Raw genomic sequence first — 17854 nt, 5'->3', positions numbered from 1 at the left:
ACGGTGTTGATCGGTGATGTGGCGCGACGCTCCGGGGTCAGCGCCCGCATGCTCAGGCATTACGAGTCGCTCGGCCTGGTGCGGCCGACGGGGCGTACCGCGGCCGGTTATCGGGAGTACTCCGGCGAGGACATCCGGCGGATCTTCCATATCGAGAGCCTGCGGTCGTTGGGGCTGTCGCTGCGTGAGGTCGGGTCCGCGCTGGACGACCCCGGCTTCACGCCCTCCGGGCTCGTCGACGACCTCATCCGCCGGACGCGGGAGCGCATCGCGAGGGAGACGGAGCTGCTCACGCGACTGCGTCGGATCGGTGCCGCGGAACCCGCCGGCTGGGAGGACGTCCTCCAGATCGTCGCGCTCCTGCAGGCCCTGGGGGCGGAGAGCGCCGCGAAGCGTCAGCGCGCGGCGCTGTCCTCCGTCGAGGAGGTTCCGGCGCCGGTGGAGGCCCTGGTCGAGGCGGTGTTGAGCGAGACGGACCCGAACGTCGCCGGAGCCCTCCGATGGGCTCTGGCGCGGTCGGGCGATGACGGGTTGCCGCTGCTGGCGGAGGGCCTTGGCTCGCCGGTGGCCGAGGTGCGCAAACGCGCCGTCCAGTCCATCGCCGAGATCCCGGGCGAGGAGGCGACCGCGCTGCTGCGGAGCGCCCTCACGCACCCCGACATCGCGGTCCGCGGGTGGGCGGCCCTGGCACTCGGGCCACGGGGGGTGGCCGACGCGGTCCCGACGCTCGTCGACATGGTCGCCGAGGAGGCGAACGACGCCGATGCGGCCGACGCGCTGAGCGCGCTGGCGGGCGATCCCGCGTTGGCGGATCGGATCGCCACCGGGCTCGTCGAGCGCCTCGCCCCGGGCGTCGTGGACTCGTCCGCACGCCGGAGGCTGACGCAGGCGCTCGCGGACATCCCGGGAACCACGGCGTCCCGCGCCCTCGCGGAGCTGTCGCACGACGAGGACCATGCCGTCGCGCTTACTGCGACATACATCCTGAAACTACGCGATGTGGGGTAGCCGCACCGGCCACGGCCGTGCCGGTGAGGCGGGCGGCGGCCAGGTCGTCGCGGTCACCGTCCAACTCCAGGCTCTCGGCGGTCGAGCCGAGGTGTGGCTCTGTAAGCGAGAACGGGAGCCGGATGTTGGTCCGTGGCTCTGAGGTTGCACAGGCCAGCTACGCAATAAAAGCCACCAGCACCGACTGCGACGATCCCGGCTCCATCGCCCCCGAGGTGCTCACCGGACCGCCGGCAAAGCCGGACAAGCCCATCCCAGCCGATGATCGAGCCGATGACGGCGCGACCGTGCCCTCGCTGACCGAGCGGCGGCTGCGCTTGGCCCGGCTGCCGTCTGGCACCCGGCCGTCACCGCCGGCCGCGAGCAGATGTCCCACCTGGGATTCCTGGCCCCGCTGCTGCTGACCGAGTGCGACGGCCGGGCCCGCCGCCGCTGTGAGCGCCGCATCAAAGCAGCCCAGTTCCCCCGGCCAAAGTCGCTGCGCCAGTTCGACTTCGAGGCCAACCCCAACGTCGACCCGGCCGTCATTCACACCCTCGCCACCTGGTCATCTCGCTGGGCACCGAGGCCGCCACGAAGGGCTTCCGAGTCCGCTACACCCCGGCCACCAAGCTGGTGAACGAACTCGTCGAGCCACCCACGACAAACAGCTCCAAACGAGGCCTTCCGCGGCTCTGCGCCGCCATCGTTGACCGCCTCACTTTCGGCGGCGACATCATCGAATCCGGCAGCGCCTCCCACCGCCCCGCCCAGACCCGCGCCAGAGCTGAACAGGGATCGGATTGGCCCCCTAGATTCGTTCCTGGGCGGCAAGGACGTCGGCCCTTCGCCCAACACGCAGCCTGGAGAAGGCGATGATCGATGTGTCCTGGTTGGGATCGCCTCTTGACGTCCGGCCGCTGTTCGGTGCGCAGCATGCCGCGTTCATCGATCTGTTGCGTGGTCTGCGTGACCAGGAGTGGAGCCATCCCACAGTCTGCCCGGGTTGGGACGTCAAAGACATCGCTGCACATGTGCTGGGCGATCACATCGGCCGTCTGTCCATCCACCGCGATGGTTTCCAGGGCCTGCGCCCCCATGCCGATGAGGCCTTCGCCGCTTTCCTCAACCGCATCAACGACGAGTGGGTCACCGCTGCCCGCCGCATCAGCCCGCCGATGCTCATCGACTTGCTGTCGAGCACCGGTGATCAGATCGTGGAGTTCTGGCAGACCGTCGATCTGGACGCACCCAACGGATCGGTGCGTTGGGCCGGCCCCGAGGCACATCCGGCCTGGCTCGACGCAGCTCGCGACTTCACCGAATACTGGACCCACCACCAGCAGATCTGCGACGCCACCAACCGGATCGGTCTGACCGAACCCCACTTCCTCGGACCCGTCCTCGACACCTTTCTGCGGGCTTTGCCGCACACGCTGCGCGACGTGTCGGCTCAGGAAGGCAGCACGGTCCAAGTCACCGTGCCCGGTCCCGCCGGAGGCACCTGGACCTGTCTCCACGGACCGAACCGGTGGGCACTACAACACCAGCCGCACCCCTGCCCCACATCGCGGATCCGACTTGACGCCGACACCGCCTGGCGTCTGTGCACCCGCGGCATCACCCCCAAGCAAGCAGCCGAACGCGCCGAGATCGAAGGCGACCAACAGCTTGCCAACGCAGCTCTGCACATCGTGTCGATCATCTGGACCCCGCACCAAGCCACCTGACGATCCTGATGAGCGCCGGACACTCGCAGTGACGGTCCCGACGACGGACACAGAAGCGGCTGGCTCCCAAACTCACCTACGAAGCCACGAGGTGGCATCCGTGAACGCGGTCCCGAGAGGCACGACCATGCGATTCAACCTTCGGCGAGATCCCCGGCATCCTGTGGACGCCCGTCCCGCGCCCGCACCGGCCCCGTTCGGCCGCCGCCGGGCAGGCCCGCGCTGACCTTCACCGAGCGCGGGAGGCCGGCCGGGCGTGGCACACGGTCAAGACCGGGCGAACGTTGCCTGACGGGGCGCTAGCGACCGAAGTCGAAGAAGACGTCGCCTTGACCGCCGTTGTTCGGTTGCGCCGAGGCGCCTGCCGGCGGGTGTGGGGCGACATCGGGCCGCGACGGTTTGTCATGGACGCGGAACGTGCCTTCGGCGGTCGGATGGGACGCCCGCCTGAACACTTCGGCCAGGCGGTCGTCGGGCCATGTCGTGGCGCCGTCCCAGGTGGCCCCGCCGAAGAGGGACGCCGCCAAGGACACCTGCTCGGCGGTCGACGCACGTTCCATGCCCGTCCAGAATCTGGCGCCCGCGAAGTCCGCGCCGGACACGTCCGCGCCGGTGAAGTACGCACCCAGCAGATCGCTGCCGGTGAAGATGGTGCGTACCAGTTTCGCCTCGGTGAACTGCGAGAAGCCGCACTCGGGCGCACCGCCGAGGTTCAGTCCGGCAAGGTTGGCGTCGGTCAGGTCCGCCCTGCTGAAGTCGGGGGCGATGCCGAGGTCGGCGCCGCGCAGATCGGCCCCGACGAGATTGGCGCCGGCGAAGTCCGCGTACACGCCGCCGCCCGCGAGGTCCGCCCCGGACAGATCCGCGTGGCGCAGACCGGCTCCGCTGAGGTCAGCGCGGGTGAGATCGGCGCGCGGCCCGGATGGCGGAGTCCCGGTCCGTTCGCCCTGGACGATGTCCTCCCGGACCACCCGCCCGTGCAGTGCGTACAGGCACCAGCCATCGCGGTAGCGCATTGCCGGACCGTCGCGGCGGTGCAGCCGCACGTCCGCTTCACCGCGCTCGCGCCAGGGCTCGACGTGAACGACGATCGGCCGCTCTGACACCACGCACACCCGCTCGAACGGCCACCAGCCGCCGCAGGAGCCGACAAGGTCCCTCCAGAGGGTCAGCCGCTGCTCCCACACCTCCCGGCGGCGGGCTTTGGCCCGCCATCGGCGGGACTCGCCGTCCGGAACAGTGCCGTTGAGGACCGGTAGCAGCCAGGCCCCCGGCGCCGGTCCACCGTGCGCCTCCGCGACCGCCTCGGCCGTGGGCTCGCAGAAATCATCGCCTGGCGGGCAGGCGGCCGCGGGCGAGTCGATCCACACCAGCCGCGGTTCCTCGGCGCCGATCAGCCGGTACAGGCCGATGATCGCGGCTTCGGCGGCGGGCCGGTCGGCGGGAGCGGTCGCCCGATCGTGCCCCGGCCACTCGCTCCGCAGGCGGGCGGCCAGCTCCGCCAGTCCTGGAGCGCGTATGTCCGCGCTGACGAAGATCTCGGTGTTGAACGGGTAAGGCGGCCCCATCTCCGCTGCCTATCACAGGCGGGTGGGCCCGTCCATCGCCGCGACCTGCACGCACCGGTACTCGACGAACTCCCGATCGCCGTCGTTCAAGCGCCAGCACCCAACCCGACCTCAGGACGACCGGGCGAACGTTGCCTGATGCGGCACCAGCCGCCGCGGTCGGGGCGGCGCATTGTAGAGGCGGCGTTGCAGGTCGCCGACGCGCGGCGCTACCGGTCCCCCGCCTTGCGGATGACGGACCAGACGGCCTTGCCGCCGTTGGGCAGCGGCGTGACGCCCCAGCGTGCGGAGAGTTCGCAGACGATGTTCAGGCCCCGCCCGGACTCGGCCTCGAAGTCGACCGGCATCACGCGCGGCGGCTCGGGCGACCGGTCCCACACCTCCACCACCGGCCCTTCGGCGGACATGTAGGCGCAGACGATCATCCCGTCCAGGAGCTTCCCGTAGCGCAGCGCGTTCGTCGCGAGCTCGCTGACGACGATCGCCGCATCATCGATCACTTCGGCGTCGATCCCCTGGCTCGCCAGGGCCCCGGTGACGAATTCCCGGATCCTTCCGATCGACCGGACATTCGCCCGCAGCATGATCGCCGATACCGTCGACAGCCGTTCCGGACATGATCGACGCCCTTCACTGATCATGAACACACCTTCGGGTTCCGAAGCCCCCCGCGGACGGGTTCCGCACTTCTCACTCTCAGTGAGCCACTCGCGACCTAGACTGGCTATCAACAATGAAGAACTGACCAAAGGTCGAAAAGCGTCAAGTGGTTTGTGAATTCAGTGAAAGGATCTGATCATGTCTCCTCGGCGGCGTTCCCCCACGTCACAGCCCGCGCTCGCCGCCTTCGGCCGCCAGATGGCGCGCTATCGTCTGCGCGCCAACGTCGTACAGCAGGCCATAGCCGCACGAACCAACACATCCGTGTCGTTCGTCTCGCAGGTCGAGACCGGCAAGCGACGGTGCAAACGCTCGTTCGCGGAGATCGTCGACGAGGTGACCGGCGCCGGTGGTGCGCTGCTGGAGCTCTACGACGACCTCACCAGGGACGGGACCCCGGTCCCCCTCTGGTTCGACTGGCCGACCGTCGAGCAGGAGGCCGTGATGCTGGTCGGCTACGAGCACTCGCTGGTTCCCGGCCTGCTCCAGATCCCCGACTACGCCCGCCCCATTCTCCGTTGCGAACAAGCCGTGTCGGCGCGTATCGAACGCCAGCAGGTCATCATGCGAGAAAGCCCCGCACCCGCGACCCTCGTCGCACTGGTCGACGAACTCGCCCTGTACCGGCCGGTCGGATCTCCTGAGATCATGCGGGCGCAACTGGAGCACCTGATCACGGTGAGCGAGCGGCCGAACGTGACGATCCAGGTCGTCCCCGCCGGGGGAGAGCACATGGGCTGCGGAGGCGCTTTCGTCCTCGCGACGTTGAGCGACCGAAGCGAAATCGCTTATCTGGAGACGACGATCCGGGGCATAACATCGGACGAGGCCCAGGACCTCACCGCATTGAGCAGGGCTCTCGTGGAATTGCGCGAGAACGCACTTCCGGGCAGAATGTCGAGAGATGTTATCAGGAAGGTTGCAGAGGAAAAATGGAGCTGAACGGGTCGGAGTGGCGGAAGGCGAGCAGGAGTTCAGCCAACGGCGGAAACTGCGTGGAAGTCTCCGCCGCTCGCGACGGCGTTTTTGTTCGCGACAGCAAGGACAGGCAAGGCCCCATGATTTTCGTGAGCCGGGTTGCGTTCCAGCAGATGTCGATGACGGTCAGGGGCGGAGTCGATGGCTGATACCGGGCGTGTCAGCCGGTGAGGCGGCGCAGGACGACGCCCACGTAGTCGGCGGGGCGCACGAAGCCGTACTCGCGGGAGTCCCAGCTCACCGACGGGTTGTCGCCCAGCACCACCAGTGACCCCGGTGGGACGACCGGTTCGGTCGTGTCGCGCAGGGCCGGGAAGTCGTCTCTCGGCACCGGGTCGCCCGCCACGGCCACCGCGCGTTTGACCAGCAGGCGGTCGGCGGGCGGGGGCTCGATCTCGGGGGCGTTCGCCTCCTCGGGGGTCAGGGGGCCGTCGGGCTCGTAGGCCAGCGGCGGGTCCGGAGCGCGGACCACGACGGCCTGCCCGGCGCGCGGACGGGCGGCGCGGCGGACCAGCAGTTGGTCGCCCTCCCGGTAGGTGGGTTCCATGCTGCGGCCCCGCACGGTCGCCACCAGGTAGTGGCGGCGGAACCACAGCACCGCCCCGGCCGCGAGCAGGGCCCCCAGCGCCGCCGTTCTCACGTGGCCTCCTGTCATGTGGCCTCCTGGTATCCGGCGGCCTGGAGGCGGAACAGGCGGGCGTACTCGCCGTCGGCGGCCATGAGGTGGTCGTGGTTCCCGCGCTCGATGATCCGCCCCTCGGAGAGGACGGCGATGAGGTCGGCGTCGCGGACGGCGCTGAGCCGGTGGGTGATGAGCAGGCTGGTACGGCCCTCGCGGTGCTCGCGCATCCGCTGGTGGATCTCGTGTTCGGCCTCGGGGTCCAGGCCGGAGCTGGGCTCGTCGAGGATCATCAGGTCGCGGCCCTCGCGGACGAACGCGCGGGCCAGGGCCAGGCGCTGCCACTGCCCGCCCGACAGCACCACGCCGGTCTCCTCGTCGCCCTCGTCGGTGTCCCCGAAGAACATGCGGCTGAGCAGGGTGTCGTAGCCGCGTGGCAGGGCGGCCAGCTTGTCGTCGATCCCGGCGCGGGCGGCGGCCTCGGCGAGGCGGGGACGGTCGTCCAGCGCGGTCAGGTCGCCCAGGGCGATGTTCTCGGCGGCGGTGAGGTCGTAGTTCATGTGGGCCTGGAACACCGCGCTCATCCGGGCCCGCAGCCGCTCGGGCGGGACGTCGCGCAGGTCGACGCCGTCCCACAGGATCCGGCCGCGCACCGGGTCGTACATGCGGCACAGCAGTTTCACGAGGGTGCTCTTGCCCGCGCCGTTGAGCCCGACGAGCGCGACGGCGCGGCCGTGCGGGATGAACAGGTCGACGCCGCGCAGCACCCAGGGGTGGTCGTCGCTGTAGCGGAACCACACGTCGCGCAGTTCGACGCCCTCGCGCAGCTCGGGGGCGTCGCCGTCGGCGGCGCGGGGCAGGTCGGGGTCGGCGCGGACGACGGCGACGTAGTGGCCGAACGCCAGCAGCCGCCCGTGCACCGACGCGATCGCCGCGACCAGCCCGTCCAGGGCGCTCTGCACGCCCGCGACCCCGGCCACGAACATCGACACGTCGCCGACGGTGAGGGCGCCGCGCCGCGCGGCCAGGACCGCCCACCACAGGCCGAGGCCCGCGACGGTGGCGCTGAGGGTGGTCAGCCCGCCCTGGACGGCCAGTTCCCAGCGGTCCATGCGGCGCTGGGCGGCGTCGGCGCGACGGCGTTCGGTCATCATGCGGGCGCGCAGGAACGTGCCGACGCCGAACAGCCGGATCTCGGTGGCGGCCTCGACGCCGGTGAGCAGGCGGCTGTAGAAGAACTCGCGGCGCTGGGTCTTCTCGGTGTCCCACTCGACCTGGGCGCGGCGGCGCGACAGCAGCAGTTCGGCGGCCAGGGCGGGCAGGGCGGCCAGCAGCACCAGCCCGGTCATGGCGGGGCTGATCACCAGCAGCGATCCGACGAATCCGGTGAGGGCCAGCACGCCCTGCAGGCCGCCGCCGACGCCGTCGACGAGTTCGGCGACGCTGCCGGCGCCCTGCTGGCCGAGGCGGAGCCGGTCCAGGAACGCCGGGTCCTCGAAGCGGCGCAGGCCGACCTGCTTCTCGGTCGCGGCGAACAGCCGGTCGGTGGCGGCGACGCCCGCCGCGCGTCCGGTCTGGGCCCGCAGGTAGCGGGCCACGCCGGGCAGCGCCGCGGCGGCCAGCCCCGCCGCCGCCAGGCCGAGGGCCAGGCCGCCGACCGCGCCGCGCCCGGACGCCAGGCGGTCGATGACGAGCTTGGTGAGCCAGGCGGTGGCGATCGGCGCGGCGGCGGTGGCGAGGGTGAGCAGCAGGTAGCCGGCCACCCCGGCGGGGGCGGCGCGGGCGGTGAGCGTCAGGGCCTCGCGGGCCGCCGCGAGCAGCGCGCGCGGGCCGGAGCCCCGGCTCATACGGTCGTTTCGAGGGGCAGGTCGTGCAGCCGCCCCCCGGTGGCGACGATCCGGTGGTCGGGGCCCAGCAGGTACAGGGCGGGCGTCCAGTCGTTGCGGAACGCGGTGGAGACCGGACCGTCGAAGTCCTCCACGACGACGCGGGTGAACGGCGCGAGCGCGTCGACCAGCGCGTCGTCCTCGCCGGAGACCACGGCGAGGACGCTGGCACGGTCGGCGGAACGGGCGTGTTCGGCGACGCTGGGGGCCAGTTTGTGGCAGGGGTCGCAGCCGGCGGAGAAGAACGCGACCACGCCGACCAGGTCGGTGTCGGAGACGCTCTCCCCCGCGGTGGTGACGGCGGTGAACGCGGCGGGGCTCTTCCCCGGTCCCAGGGCGACGGGCGGTCCGGCGTTCATGCCGCCATGGCCGTGATCACCGTGGCCGTCGCCGCGTTCCCGCATCGTGCGGGCCAGGCGCAGGGTGAGCAGCAGGTTGAACACGCCGAGCAGGCCGACGAGCACGACCGCCGCGGTCAGGTAGGGCATCAGTGGCTCCCTGCGAACAGGTCGACGAGGTCGTCGAAGGAGACGATGAGCAGCCCCGCCACGAGCCCGGCGGCCGCGGCGACGGCGAGGCCGGCGGCGGGCGCGGCGCCGCCGGGCGCCAGGGCTCCGGCGGACGCGGCGGCCAGGAGCACGCCGTTGCGGACCAGGTGGCGGGGGCCGAGCGGGGCGGCGGAGGCGCCGAAGCAGCGGCAGGGGGCGCGGCGGCCCCGGCGCAGCGCGCCCGCGATCGCGACGGTGAACGCCGCCAGCAGCACCAGCGCGACCCCGAAGCCGAGGATCCGGGTCGCGGGCACCGCCAGCAGGACGGGGACCGCCGCCTCCAGGGCGATGACGGTGTGGGCGAGCGGCCCGAGCAGGCGGGCCGGGAGCGCGGGGACCAGGTCCGGCACCGATCGGGTGAAGCCCGCGCGGTCGCGGAGCTTGGTGAACGCCGAGACGGCGAAGACCAGGCCGATGAGACAGGCGAAGACTGCGGGAAGGTACTGCACGGCACCCCTTCGTACCGCCGGGCGCGGGCGGCCCGGCCCGACCGGCTCAGGGGGCCGGGCCGCCCGCGGTGGTTCAGCGGAGTCCGGTCAGCACCTGCCGATCGGGTTGGTGTAGCAGCCCTCGTCCTTGCAGCACATCCGCAGGTACTTGATGCCGTTCTTGCAGAACTCGTAGCGGCTGCAGCCCGCGTCCACGGTCTCCTTGTGGGCGACGCGGGCGAGTACGCGGTCGATGAGGCGGGTCATGACGCCTCCTCCTTCCCGGCCGGGCTCCCGGCCGATCGGCAAGCAGGAAGATCATCTGTAGCTTGGCATTTTCGGCGCAAGGAAAAACGACCCGTTTAATCAGCCAAAGGCGTTCCGGCTGGCCGACGTGTTTCGGACGGGGGCTTGATGATCATCCCTGAGCACCTAAATGGACACCAAACATACTTTTCAGGTTCGTTTATCGGTGCGTCAGGGGCCGGGGGCGGGGGTCAGCCCGCGGGGACCGCGTCCTGTTCCCCCAGCCACGCCACGATGCCCTCCAGGGCGTCGCGGCAGCCGCCGCAGCCGGTGCTGGCGCGGGTTCCCTCGGCGACCTCGTCGGCGGTGCGGGCCCCCTTCTCCCAGCAGGCGCGGATCTGGCCCTTGGAGACGTTGTTGCAGTGGCAGACGGTGGCGGCGTCGGGCATCCGCAGCGGCGAGTCGGCGGTCGCGGCGCCCTCCATGCCGGGGAAGAACAGGCTGAGCCGGTCGCTGGGCGCGGGGGCGGAACGGTCGTACAGCTGGGTGAGGGTCCCGGCGGTGCTGGTCTCGCCCAGCAGGATCGCGCCGATCACGCGGTCGTCGCGGATCGCCACCTTCTTGTAGGTGCCGCGGCTGGGGTCGGTGAAGCTGAGCACCTCCACCTCGGGGTCGTCGTCGCCGTGATGGGTCTCCCCCATCGCGACCAGGTCCACGCTGGCGGCCTTCAGCCGGGTGATCTGCCGCGCGCCGGTGAAGCGGGCGCGGTCGTCGGCGCCGGTGAGCAGGTCGGCCAGGACCGTGGCCTGCTCCCAGGCGGGGGCGACCAGCCCGTAGACGGTGCCGTCGTGCTGGGAGCACTCGCCGATCGCGCGGACCGCCGGGTCGGTGACCGAACGGAGGGTCCCGTCGACGACCACGCCCCGGTCCACCTCCAGGCCCGCCGCGCGGGCCAGGGCCGTCTCGGGGCGGACGCCGCAGGCCAGCACGACCACGTCGGCGTCCAGCCGTTCCCCGGTGGCCAGCCCGACCCCGGCCACCCGCTCCCCCTCCACGTGCAGGGCGGAGACGGTGACGTCCAGGCGGGCGCGGATCCCCAGGCGGCCGAGGGTCCGCGCCAGCACCCGGCCGGCGCCGGGGTCGAGCTGGCGTTCCATCAGGTGCCCGGCCAGGTGGACGACGGTGACCTCCAGGCCCCGCCCGGCCAGGCCGCGGGCGGCCTCGATGCCCAGCAGCCCGCCGCCGACGACCACGGCGCGGCGCGCCCCGTCGGCGGCGGCCAGGATCTCCCGGCAGTCCTCCAGGGTCCGGAACGCCACCGCCCCGGCGGGCAGGCCGCCCTCGGTGCCGGGGATCGGCGGGACGAAGGCGGTGCTGCCGGTGGCCAGCACCAGCGTGTCGTAGGGGACGGCGGTGCCGTCGGAGGCGTGCACGACCCGGGCGGCGCGGTCGACGGAGACGACCTCGACGCCGAGCCGGGCGTCGACGTCGTTGCGTCCGTACCAGGCGGGGTCCACCAGGCTGATCTGGTCGGGCGCGGCGGTCCCGGCCAGCACGTTGGACAGCAGGATCCGGTTGTAGGGCTGCTGGCGCTCGGCGCCGAAGACGGTCACCGGGACCTGCCGGTCGCGGGCGCGGATCTCGGTCACCAGCCGGGATCCGGCCATGCCGTTGCCGATGATGACGATGCTCATGCGTTCACTCCGAGAGGTTCCAGCCGGACGGCGCAGACCTTGAACTCCGGCATCCGGGAGGTCGGGTCGAGGGCGGGGTTGGTCAGCAGGTTGGCGCGGCCCTCCCCCGCCCAGTGGAAGGGCATGAAGACGGTGTCGTGGCGGATCGCGGTCGTCAGCCGGGCGCGGGCGGTGGCGGCGCCCCGGCGGCTGGTGACGCGCACGTCGTCGCCGTGGGCGATGCCGAGGCGTTCGGCCAGGTCCGGATGGATCTCCACGAACGGTTCGGGCGCGGCCTCGGTGAGCGCGGCCACCCGGCGGGTCTGCGCGCCGCTCTGGTACTGGGCCAGCACCCGCCCGGTGGTGAGGGTGACGGGGTAGTCGGCGTCGGTCGGCTCGGCCGGGCCGTGGTGCTCGACCGGGACGAACCGGGCGCGGCCGTCGGGGGTGGCGAACCGGTCCAGGAACGGGCGGGGCGTGCCGGGGTGGTCCTCGCCGGGGCACGGCCAGAACACCCCGCCCTCGTTCTCGACGCGCTCGTAGGTGATGCCGGAGTAGTCGGCCAGGCCCCCGGCGCTGGCGGCGCGCAGCTCGTCGAACACCTCGGCCGGTTCGGTGGACCACTTGCCGGGGGCGTCCAGGCGGTCGGCGAGCGCGGCCAGGATCTCCAGGTCGGTGCGCACGCCGGGCGGCGGCGGCAGGGCGCGGCGGCGGCGCAGCACGCGGCCCTCCAGGTTCGTCATGGTGCCCGACTCCTCGGCCCACTGGGCGGTGGGCAGCACCACGTCGGCGCGGGCGGCGGTCTCCGACAGCACGAAGTCGGCGACGACCAGCAGGTCCAGGGAGTCCAGGCGTTCGGTGACGGCCAGGGCGCGCGGCGCCGACACCACCGGGTTGGAGCCGAACAGCAGCAGCGCCTTCGGGCCCTCCGCGGTGCCCAGCGCCATCAGCAGCTCGTAGGCCGAGCGCCCCGGGCCGGGCAGGTCGTCGGGGTCGACGCCCCACACCCCCGCCACGTGCGCGCGGGCGGCGGGGTCGGCGATGCTGCGGTAGCCGGGCAGCTGGTCGGCCTTCTGGCCGTGCTCGCGCCCGCCCTGGCCGTTGCCCTGCCCGGTCAGGCAGCCGTAGCCGGAGCCCTCGCGTCCCGGCAGGCCCAGCGCGAGCGCCAGGTTGATGAACGCGGTGACGGTGTCCACGCCCCTGGCGTGCTGCTCGGCGCCGCGCGCGGTGAGGATGTAGGAGCGTTCGCCGCGCGCCAGCAGCCGCACCGCCTCGCGCATCAGCGGCACCGGGACGCCGGTGATGCGTTCGACGCGGTCGGGCCAGTAGGCGTTGACGGCGGTGCGGACCGCCGCGAACCCGGTGGTGCGTTCGGCGATGTGGTCCTCGTCGAGCAGGCCCTCCATGACCGCCAGGTGCAGCAGCCCGTTGGCCAGCGCCAGGTCGGTGCCGGGGGCCGGTTGCAGGTGCAGGTCGGCCTGGCGGGCGGTGGCGGTGCGGCGCGGGTCGACCACCACCAGCGCGCCGCCGCGTTCGCGCATGTCGGTCAGGTGCCGCACGAACGGCGGCATCGTCTCGGCGACGTTCCCGCCCACCAGCAGGATCGCGTCGGCGCGCCCCAGGTCGGTGATCGGGCCGGGCAGTCCGCGGTCCATCCCGAACGCCCGGTTCGACGCGGCGGCGGCCGACGACATGCAGAACCGGCCGTTGTAGTCGATCTGGGAGGTGCGCAGCGCGATCCGGGCGAACTTGCCGAGCTGGTAGGCCTTCTCGTTGGTGAGCCCGCCGCCGCCGAACACCGCGACCGCGTCGGGGCCGTGCGCGGCCCGCAGCCGCCGCGCCCCGGCGGCGATCCGGTCCAGCGCCTCGTCCCAGGTGCACGGCTCCAGCGGCGCGCCGCGCCGGGCGCGCATCAGCGGCGTGGTGATCCGGTCGGGGACGGTGAGCAGCTCGGCGGCCGTCCAGCCCTTCTGGCACAGCCCGCCCCGGTTGGCGGGCACGTCGTCGCGGGGCGTGACCGTCAGCGGCCCGGCGCCGTCCAGCCGCATGCCGCACTGCAGCGCGCAGTAGGGGCAGTGCGTCGCCGTCGAGCGCGGGGGTGCGGTCTGTGGAAGGGTCGCGGTCATGGTGCCGAGACTCGACAGTGCCCGTTTCGCGTCCGCGTCCCGCGTGTGACCCGGCCGTTAAAAGCCCCTCACACCGTCCCGTTCGGCAAGGTCAGAACGATCGTGACGGTTCCGGCGAACAGCACTGACGATCACGTGTCAAGTGTTGTTGCGCTTTGTCAAGGTCCATTCGGAGCCGCCGTCGTGGGGGGCGAACGGATCGACGGCCGACCGTGGAGATCTTTTACGGATGCGGCCGGAGCTGTGCCGGAGGACGCATGACCGCCCGCCCGGCGCGCCTACCCTCGGAGCATGCCCGACGCTGCTTACTACGCCTCCCTGCCACGCACGCGCGGCGCCGCCGCGGCCCTGCTGCTGGACGACCTGGGCCGGGTCCTGCTGGTCAAGCCCACCTACAAGGACGGCTGGTTCCTGCCCGGCGGGGTGATCGAGGCGGGCGAGTCGCCGCTGGAGGCGTGCGTGCGCGAGTGCCAGGAGGAGCTGGGGCTGGTGCCCCGCCTGGACGGCCTGGTCTGCGTGGACTGGGCGCCGCCGCGCGACAGCGTCGTGGACGCCGCCAACGTGTTCGTGTTCGGCGGGGCGATCTCGGGCGCCGAGATCGAGGCGATCCGGCTGCCGGCCGACGAGCTGTCGGACCATGTGCTGGTCGCGCCGGAGAAGGTCCCCGAGCTGGCCCCCTCGCACATCTCCCGCCGGATGGACCCGTGCCTGCGCGGCATGGCCGAGGGTCGCGCCGTCTACCTGGAGGACGGCCGCGAACCGGTCTTCGGCGTCGCCGAGGCCTGACCCCGGCGGCCCCGGTCACGGCGGCGCGGTCGCCGCCCGCGCGGAGGCCCTCCGAGGCCGGAGACGTTCCGGGACCGGGGGCCTCCCGCGGCTCAGGCCGGGACGCTGTCGCGGACCTGCGTGCCCCGTTCGGGATCGGCGGCGCGGGCGCAGTGGGCCGAGCAGTACCAGTGCCGGTCCACCTCCATCCCGTGCCCGAGGATCCGGCACTCGCAGTGCTCGCAGATCGGCGCCATCCTCGTGATCGCGCACTCGAACGAGTCGAACGTGTGCACGCTCCCCTGGGCGTGCACCTCGAACGACAGCTCGTAGTCGTTCCCGCAGACCTCACAGGTCGCCATGGCTGGCTCTCCCCCTCCCCCGGGCATCGCGACAGGGGACCTACCCCGCCCGGAGCGCGCTATCCCTGACGCGCCCCAGGTCAGAGCCCCGAACCGGTCGACGGCGAGGGAACGGGCCACGGCCGGGCGCTCAGTTGGCGTCGCGCCACCACCGAGACCAGGAGGAGCAACCCCACGGGCCGCATCCGGCCTGTCCTCCGGGCGAGGTCAGAACGGTCGGCGGACCGGGACGCGTGGGCCGGGCCGCCTTGGCCCGGCCCACGCGTCAGGTGTCCCTCGACGGGACGCGCCGGCGGCGGCCCCGGTCAGACGCCGGCTTCGGCCAGGCTGGTGCGGACGCCGCCCACGGTCACCTTGCGCAGGTAGCACGCCCAGGTCAGCACCACGCACACCCCGTAGAACCCCGCCAGTGTCAGCAGCGCCGGGCCGATGCCCCCGCTCTGCTCGATCGAGATCCGGAACGCCTGCTGGATCAGCACCCCGCCGGCCGCGCCGACCGCCGAGATGATGCCGATCGCCGCGGCGGCCGTGCGGCGCGCCCGGGTCGTCGCCCGCCGCACCGCGGCCGGGTCGGCGCCGTCCACCTCCGCCAGCTCCCGCGCCCGGAAGATCGCCGGGATCATCTTGTAGGTGGAGCCGTTGCCGATCCCGGTGGTGACGAACACCAGCAGGAACGCGCCCAGGAACAGCCCCCAGCTCCCGGCCCCCACGGCGGCGGCGACCACGGCCACGCCGAGGCCCATCACGAAGAAGTTCACCATCGTCACCCGGGCCCCGCCGAACCGGTCGGCCAGCCAGCCGCCCAGCGGCCGCGCCAGCGACCCGGCGCACGCGCCCAGCCAGATGAAGTTCGCGCCCTTGACGTCGGGGAACTGGCTCTTGATCAGCACGCCGAAGCTGAACGAGTACCCGATGAACGACCCGAACGTCCCGATGTACAGCACCGACATGATGACCGTCTGCCGGTCGCGGGCGCCGGCGGCCATCTCCCGCATCGTGTACGCCGAGGTCGCCCTGGTCAGGTTGTTCATGAACAGGTAGGCGCACACGGCGGCGACCAGGACCAGCGGCATCCACACCCAGCCGACCGCGACCAGCCCGAACGCCACGATCAGCGGCGGCATCGTCAGCTGGGTCACGCTGGTGCCGAGGTTCCCGCCCGCCGCGTTCAGGCCGAGCGGCAGGCCCTGCCGGGACGCCGGGTAGAAGTGGGTGATGTTGGCCATCGAGGAGGCGAAGTTCCCGCCGCCCAGCCCGGTGGTCGCCGCGATCAGCAGCAGCGCCCAGAACGGGATGTCCGGGTTGTTGACCGCGTACACGAACAGCCCGCACGGGATCAGCAGCAGCAGCGCGCTGACCACGGTGAAGTTGCGCCCGCCGAACCGGGCGGGCGCGAAGGTGTAGGGGATCCGCATCGCGGCCCCGACCAGGTTGGGCACGGTCGTCAGCCACAGCGTCTGCCCCACCGTCAGCTGGACGCCGACGCTCGGCAGGTGGAGCACCGCGATGCTCCACAGCAGCCACACCGAGAACCCCAGGTGCTCGGTGAGGATCGAGAAGACCAGGTTGCGGGCCGCCACCCGCCGCCCGGTGGCCGCCCAGAACCGCTCGTCGTCGGGGTCCCAGTGGTCGATCCAGCTCCGCCCCCGGGACGTTCTCGACGGGGCGGGGTGATCGGTCAGCGCCGTCATGCCCTTCCTCCAGGTGTCGTGCGGAGCGCCCGGACCGGGCGCGTCGCACCTGGAAAACTAGGAAGGGCCGGTTACACGGGGCGGCACGCGGTGTACCCGCCGTGCAACATCCCTCGCACAAGCGACATCGGGCGTTGTGAAGGGGCTCAGGAACGGTGGACGCGCCGCCGCGCCGTCCCGGCGGTCTCCTCCGGCCACAGCGGCGAGCGCCCCGACGACCGCAGCACCGACTCCCACGGGTCGCCGGGCCCCAGCGGCAGGTGCGGGACGCCCCAGTGCCACGCCGACACCAGCAGCCCCGAGTCCTCGGGCCGGTAGTCCTCCCCGAGGGCGCGCGCCAGGTCCCAGGCGTGCAGGTGCCACTCCACGCACGCCGCCCCGGCGTGGTCGCCGACGGTGTACTTGGTGCCCCGGTAGATCAGGTGGGTGCGGTCCCACCGGTCGGGCATCAGGTCGGCGTAGGCCCCCGCCGCCACGGTGAACGCCATGATCCGGCTGAGGCCGTGCTCGGCGGGCAGCACCGCCAGCTCGGCGGCGTTCTGCCGGGCCTGCTGGCGGATCAGCACGGCGGTGGCGGCGTCCTGGGCGAACAGCTTGGCCAGCCGGCTGTCGGGCGAGTCGTGCAGGTACTCCAGGTAGTTCTCGGCCACGCACCGCAGGTGCCCGGCCAGGTCGATCACCTGCCACTCGTCGCAGGGGGTCGGCGCCGCCCAGTCCTCGACCCGCGCCGCGAGGGCGCGAATCGCCCGCACCCCGTCCTGGTAGCACTCCAGGACGCGATACCGGTCCGGCGGCGTGCACTCCACCTGCTTCCATCCCCCCGCGTTCTGGGCGCCGCGCACCGGCACCGCCCCCTTCACCGGAACGCCCTCCCCTCGCGCCGGGCCGTCTCATGCGACGCGGCGCGCGTACGGTACGCGCGCCGCGGCACGGCTCCGGTGCGGGACGTCCCGACTTTCCCCAAGAGGGCAGACTCTCAAAGTTCGACGACCGGTGCCACTCGGTGACGCTGTGTCGCCGGGGACGCCGTGCCGCCCGGGCGGGTCAGGCGGGCACCGCCGGAGGGTTGCGGTAGCTCAGCCGGTGCGCCTCGCGCGCGGTGCGCAGCCGGTCCACCTCGTCGGTCCACGGCCGCACGGCGGGCTTGGCCCTGCCCTTGCGGCGCTCGATCTCGGCCGCGCGGCGCGCCTTGGCGTCGGCGCCCTCGGGCGCGTACCCCCTGGGGCCGATCGCGACGCGCTCGGCGGCCTCGGCGGCCTCCACGGCGGCGGTCAGCGCCCGGTCGAACGCGATCATCAGCTCGCGGATCTCCGCGTCGGACCGCCGCTCGGACTGGGCGGCGCGCAGCGCGTGCTCGGCCTCGGTGGCGGCCGTCACCCGCTCCCGGTAGGCCTCGGCGAGCCGCCGGTCGGCCTCGACCGGTTCGGCGACGTCCTTGCTCACCCGGCGCCCTGGCAGCAGCGGCATGGCGACACTCCTCGACCCTCGGTGATCTTCCAAATCGGACCGGTCCCAAGAGTACGCTCGGGGCTGCCCGATTGTGACGGCAGACACCAAAGTTTCTCCCTTTACGCAGTAAGGTGGGGT

At 72.5% G+C, this 17854-nt stretch carries 20 protein-coding genes; 6 read left to right on the top strand and 14 right to left on the bottom strand.

What is annotated here, in order from left to right:
* The first annotated feature begins 3 nt into the window (after window positions 1-3).
* A complete protein-coding gene (locus HNR61_RS22205; RefSeq protein WP_182845073.1) occupies window positions 4-1008 on the top strand; it encodes a HEAT repeat domain-containing protein in 1005 nt (334 codons plus the stop codon).
* A gap of 157 nt (window positions 1009-1165) precedes the next feature.
* Here the strand turns inward: HNR61_RS22205 and HNR61_RS50495 are convergent, their stop codons facing one another.
* Window positions 1166-1384 (bottom strand): hypothetical protein, encoded by a 219-nt coding sequence (locus HNR61_RS50495; RefSeq protein WP_220509610.1) that lies wholly within the window; start codon window positions 1382-1384, stop codon window positions 1166-1168.
* Here HNR61_RS50495 and HNR61_RS50490 point away from each other — a divergent pair.
* Entirely contained in the window at window positions 1376-1627 is a 252-nt protein-coding gene (locus tag HNR61_RS50490; RefSeq protein WP_376770266.1) for an ATP-binding protein, read from the top strand. The genes HNR61_RS50495 and HNR61_RS50490 overlap by 9 nt on opposite strands.
* A gap of 235 nt (window positions 1628-1862) precedes the next feature.
* Window positions 1863-2717, top strand: a complete 855-nt coding sequence (locus HNR61_RS22195; protein WP_182845071.1) for a maleylpyruvate isomerase family mycothiol-dependent enzyme — start codon at window positions 1863-1865, stop codon at window positions 2715-2717.
* Between the two features lie 299 nt (window positions 2718-3016).
* Here HNR61_RS22195 and HNR61_RS22190 read toward each other — a convergent pair whose 3' ends face one another.
* Window positions 3017-4285 (bottom strand): pentapeptide repeat-containing protein, encoded by a 1269-nt coding sequence (locus HNR61_RS22190; protein WP_182845070.1) that lies wholly within the window; start codon window positions 4283-4285, stop codon window positions 3017-3019.
* 209 nt (window positions 4286-4494) lie between these two features.
* Window positions 4495-4926, bottom strand: a complete 432-nt coding sequence (locus HNR61_RS22185) for an ATP-binding protein (RefSeq protein WP_182845069.1) — start codon at window positions 4924-4926, stop codon at window positions 4495-4497.
* Between the two features lie 157 nt (window positions 4927-5083).
* Here HNR61_RS22185 and HNR61_RS22180 point away from each other — a divergent pair, with 157 nt between their 5' ends.
* Both HNR61_RS22180 and HNR61_RS22175 read left to right on the top strand, forming a co-directional pair.
* Window positions 5084-5887, top strand: a complete 804-nt coding sequence (locus tag HNR61_RS22180; protein ID WP_182845068.1) for a helix-turn-helix domain-containing protein — start codon at window positions 5084-5086, stop codon at window positions 5885-5887.
* Window positions 5878-6072, top strand: a complete 195-nt coding sequence (locus HNR61_RS22175) for a DUF397 domain-containing protein (protein ID WP_182845067.1) — start codon at window positions 5878-5880, stop codon at window positions 6070-6072. The genes HNR61_RS22180 and HNR61_RS22175 overlap by 10 nt, the downstream gene beginning before the upstream one ends.
* A gap of 11 nt (window positions 6073-6083) precedes the next feature.
* Here the strand turns inward: HNR61_RS22175 and HNR61_RS22170 are convergent, their stop codons facing one another.
* From HNR61_RS22170 to HNR61_RS22140, 7 genes are all read right to left on the bottom strand, one after another.
* A complete protein-coding gene (locus tag HNR61_RS22170; RefSeq protein ID WP_182845066.1) occupies window positions 6084-6578 on the bottom strand; it encodes a S26 family signal peptidase in 495 nt (164 codons plus the stop codon).
* Complete coding sequence (locus HNR61_RS22165) at window positions 6575-8389, bottom strand: ABC transporter ATP-binding protein (protein ID WP_182845065.1); 1815 nt, start codon at window positions 8387-8389, stop codon at window positions 6575-6577. The genes HNR61_RS22170 and HNR61_RS22165 overlap by 4 nt, the downstream gene beginning before the upstream one ends.
* Complete coding sequence (locus HNR61_RS22160; RefSeq protein ID WP_182845064.1) at window positions 8386-8916, bottom strand: peroxiredoxin family protein; 531 nt, start codon at window positions 8914-8916, stop codon at window positions 8386-8388. Before HNR61_RS22160 ends, HNR61_RS22165 begins: the two co-directional genes overlap by 4 nt.
* The gene (locus HNR61_RS22155; RefSeq protein ID WP_182845063.1) at window positions 8916-9425 is read right to left on the bottom strand and encodes a MauE/DoxX family redox-associated membrane protein; all 510 of its coding nucleotides are present in this window, start codon (window positions 9423-9425) and stop codon (window positions 8916-8918) included. The genes HNR61_RS22160 and HNR61_RS22155 overlap by 1 nt, the downstream gene beginning before the upstream one ends.
* 87 nt (window positions 9426-9512) lie before the next feature.
* Complete coding sequence (locus tag HNR61_RS22150; protein WP_182845062.1) at window positions 9513-9671, bottom strand: hypothetical protein; 159 nt, start codon at window positions 9669-9671, stop codon at window positions 9513-9515.
* Between the two features lie 230 nt (window positions 9672-9901).
* Window positions 9902-11344 (bottom strand): FAD-dependent oxidoreductase, encoded by a 1443-nt coding sequence (locus HNR61_RS22145; protein ID WP_182845061.1) that lies wholly within the window; start codon window positions 11342-11344, stop codon window positions 9902-9904.
* The gene (locus HNR61_RS22140; RefSeq protein ID WP_182845060.1) at window positions 11341-13449 is read right to left on the bottom strand and encodes a molybdopterin oxidoreductase family protein; all 2109 of its coding nucleotides are present in this window, start codon (window positions 13447-13449) and stop codon (window positions 11341-11343) included. The genes HNR61_RS22145 and HNR61_RS22140 overlap by 4 nt, the downstream gene beginning before the upstream one ends.
* Window positions 13450-13740: 291 nt before the next feature.
* On the opposite strand from HNR61_RS22140, the gene HNR61_RS22135 reads away from it, so the two are divergent.
* Window positions 13741-14235 (top strand): NUDIX domain-containing protein, encoded by a 495-nt coding sequence (locus HNR61_RS22135; protein WP_182845059.1) that lies wholly within the window; start codon window positions 13741-13743, stop codon window positions 14233-14235.
* A gap of 92 nt (window positions 14236-14327) precedes the next feature.
* Here HNR61_RS22135 and HNR61_RS22130 read toward each other — a convergent pair whose 3' ends face one another.
* The 4 genes from HNR61_RS22130 to HNR61_RS22115 all read right to left on the bottom strand — a co-directional run bounded on the left by HNR61_RS22130 (window position 14328) and on the right by HNR61_RS22115 (window position 17734).
* Complete coding sequence (locus tag HNR61_RS22130; protein ID WP_182845058.1) at window positions 14328-14576, bottom strand: metallothionein; 249 nt, start codon at window positions 14574-14576, stop codon at window positions 14328-14330.
* Window positions 14577-14881: 305 nt separating this feature from the next.
* Complete coding sequence (locus tag HNR61_RS22125) at window positions 14882-16267, bottom strand: MFS transporter (RefSeq protein ID WP_182845057.1); 1386 nt, start codon at window positions 16265-16267, stop codon at window positions 14882-14884.
* Between the two features lie 146 nt (window positions 16268-16413).
* Entirely contained in the window at window positions 16414-17127 is a 714-nt protein-coding gene (locus HNR61_RS22120; protein ID WP_312898030.1) for a maleylpyruvate isomerase N-terminal domain-containing protein, read from the bottom strand.
* A 184-nt stretch (window positions 17128-17311) separates the two neighbouring features.
* Window positions 17312-17734: a plectin gene (locus HNR61_RS22115; protein ID WP_182845056.1), complete on the bottom strand. Its 423-nt coding sequence runs from the start codon at window positions 17732-17734 to the stop codon at window positions 17312-17314.
* Window positions 17735-17854 lie beyond the last annotated feature (120 nt).

Source organism: Actinomadura kijaniata (assembly GCF_014138665.1).
In the GTDB taxonomy this organism is placed as follows: domain Bacteria; phylum Actinomycetota; class Actinomycetes; order Streptosporangiales; family Streptosporangiaceae; genus Spirillospora; species Spirillospora kijaniata.
Note: the sequence above shows the minus strand (reverse complement) of the source record. Positions and strands in the feature narration are given on the sequence as shown.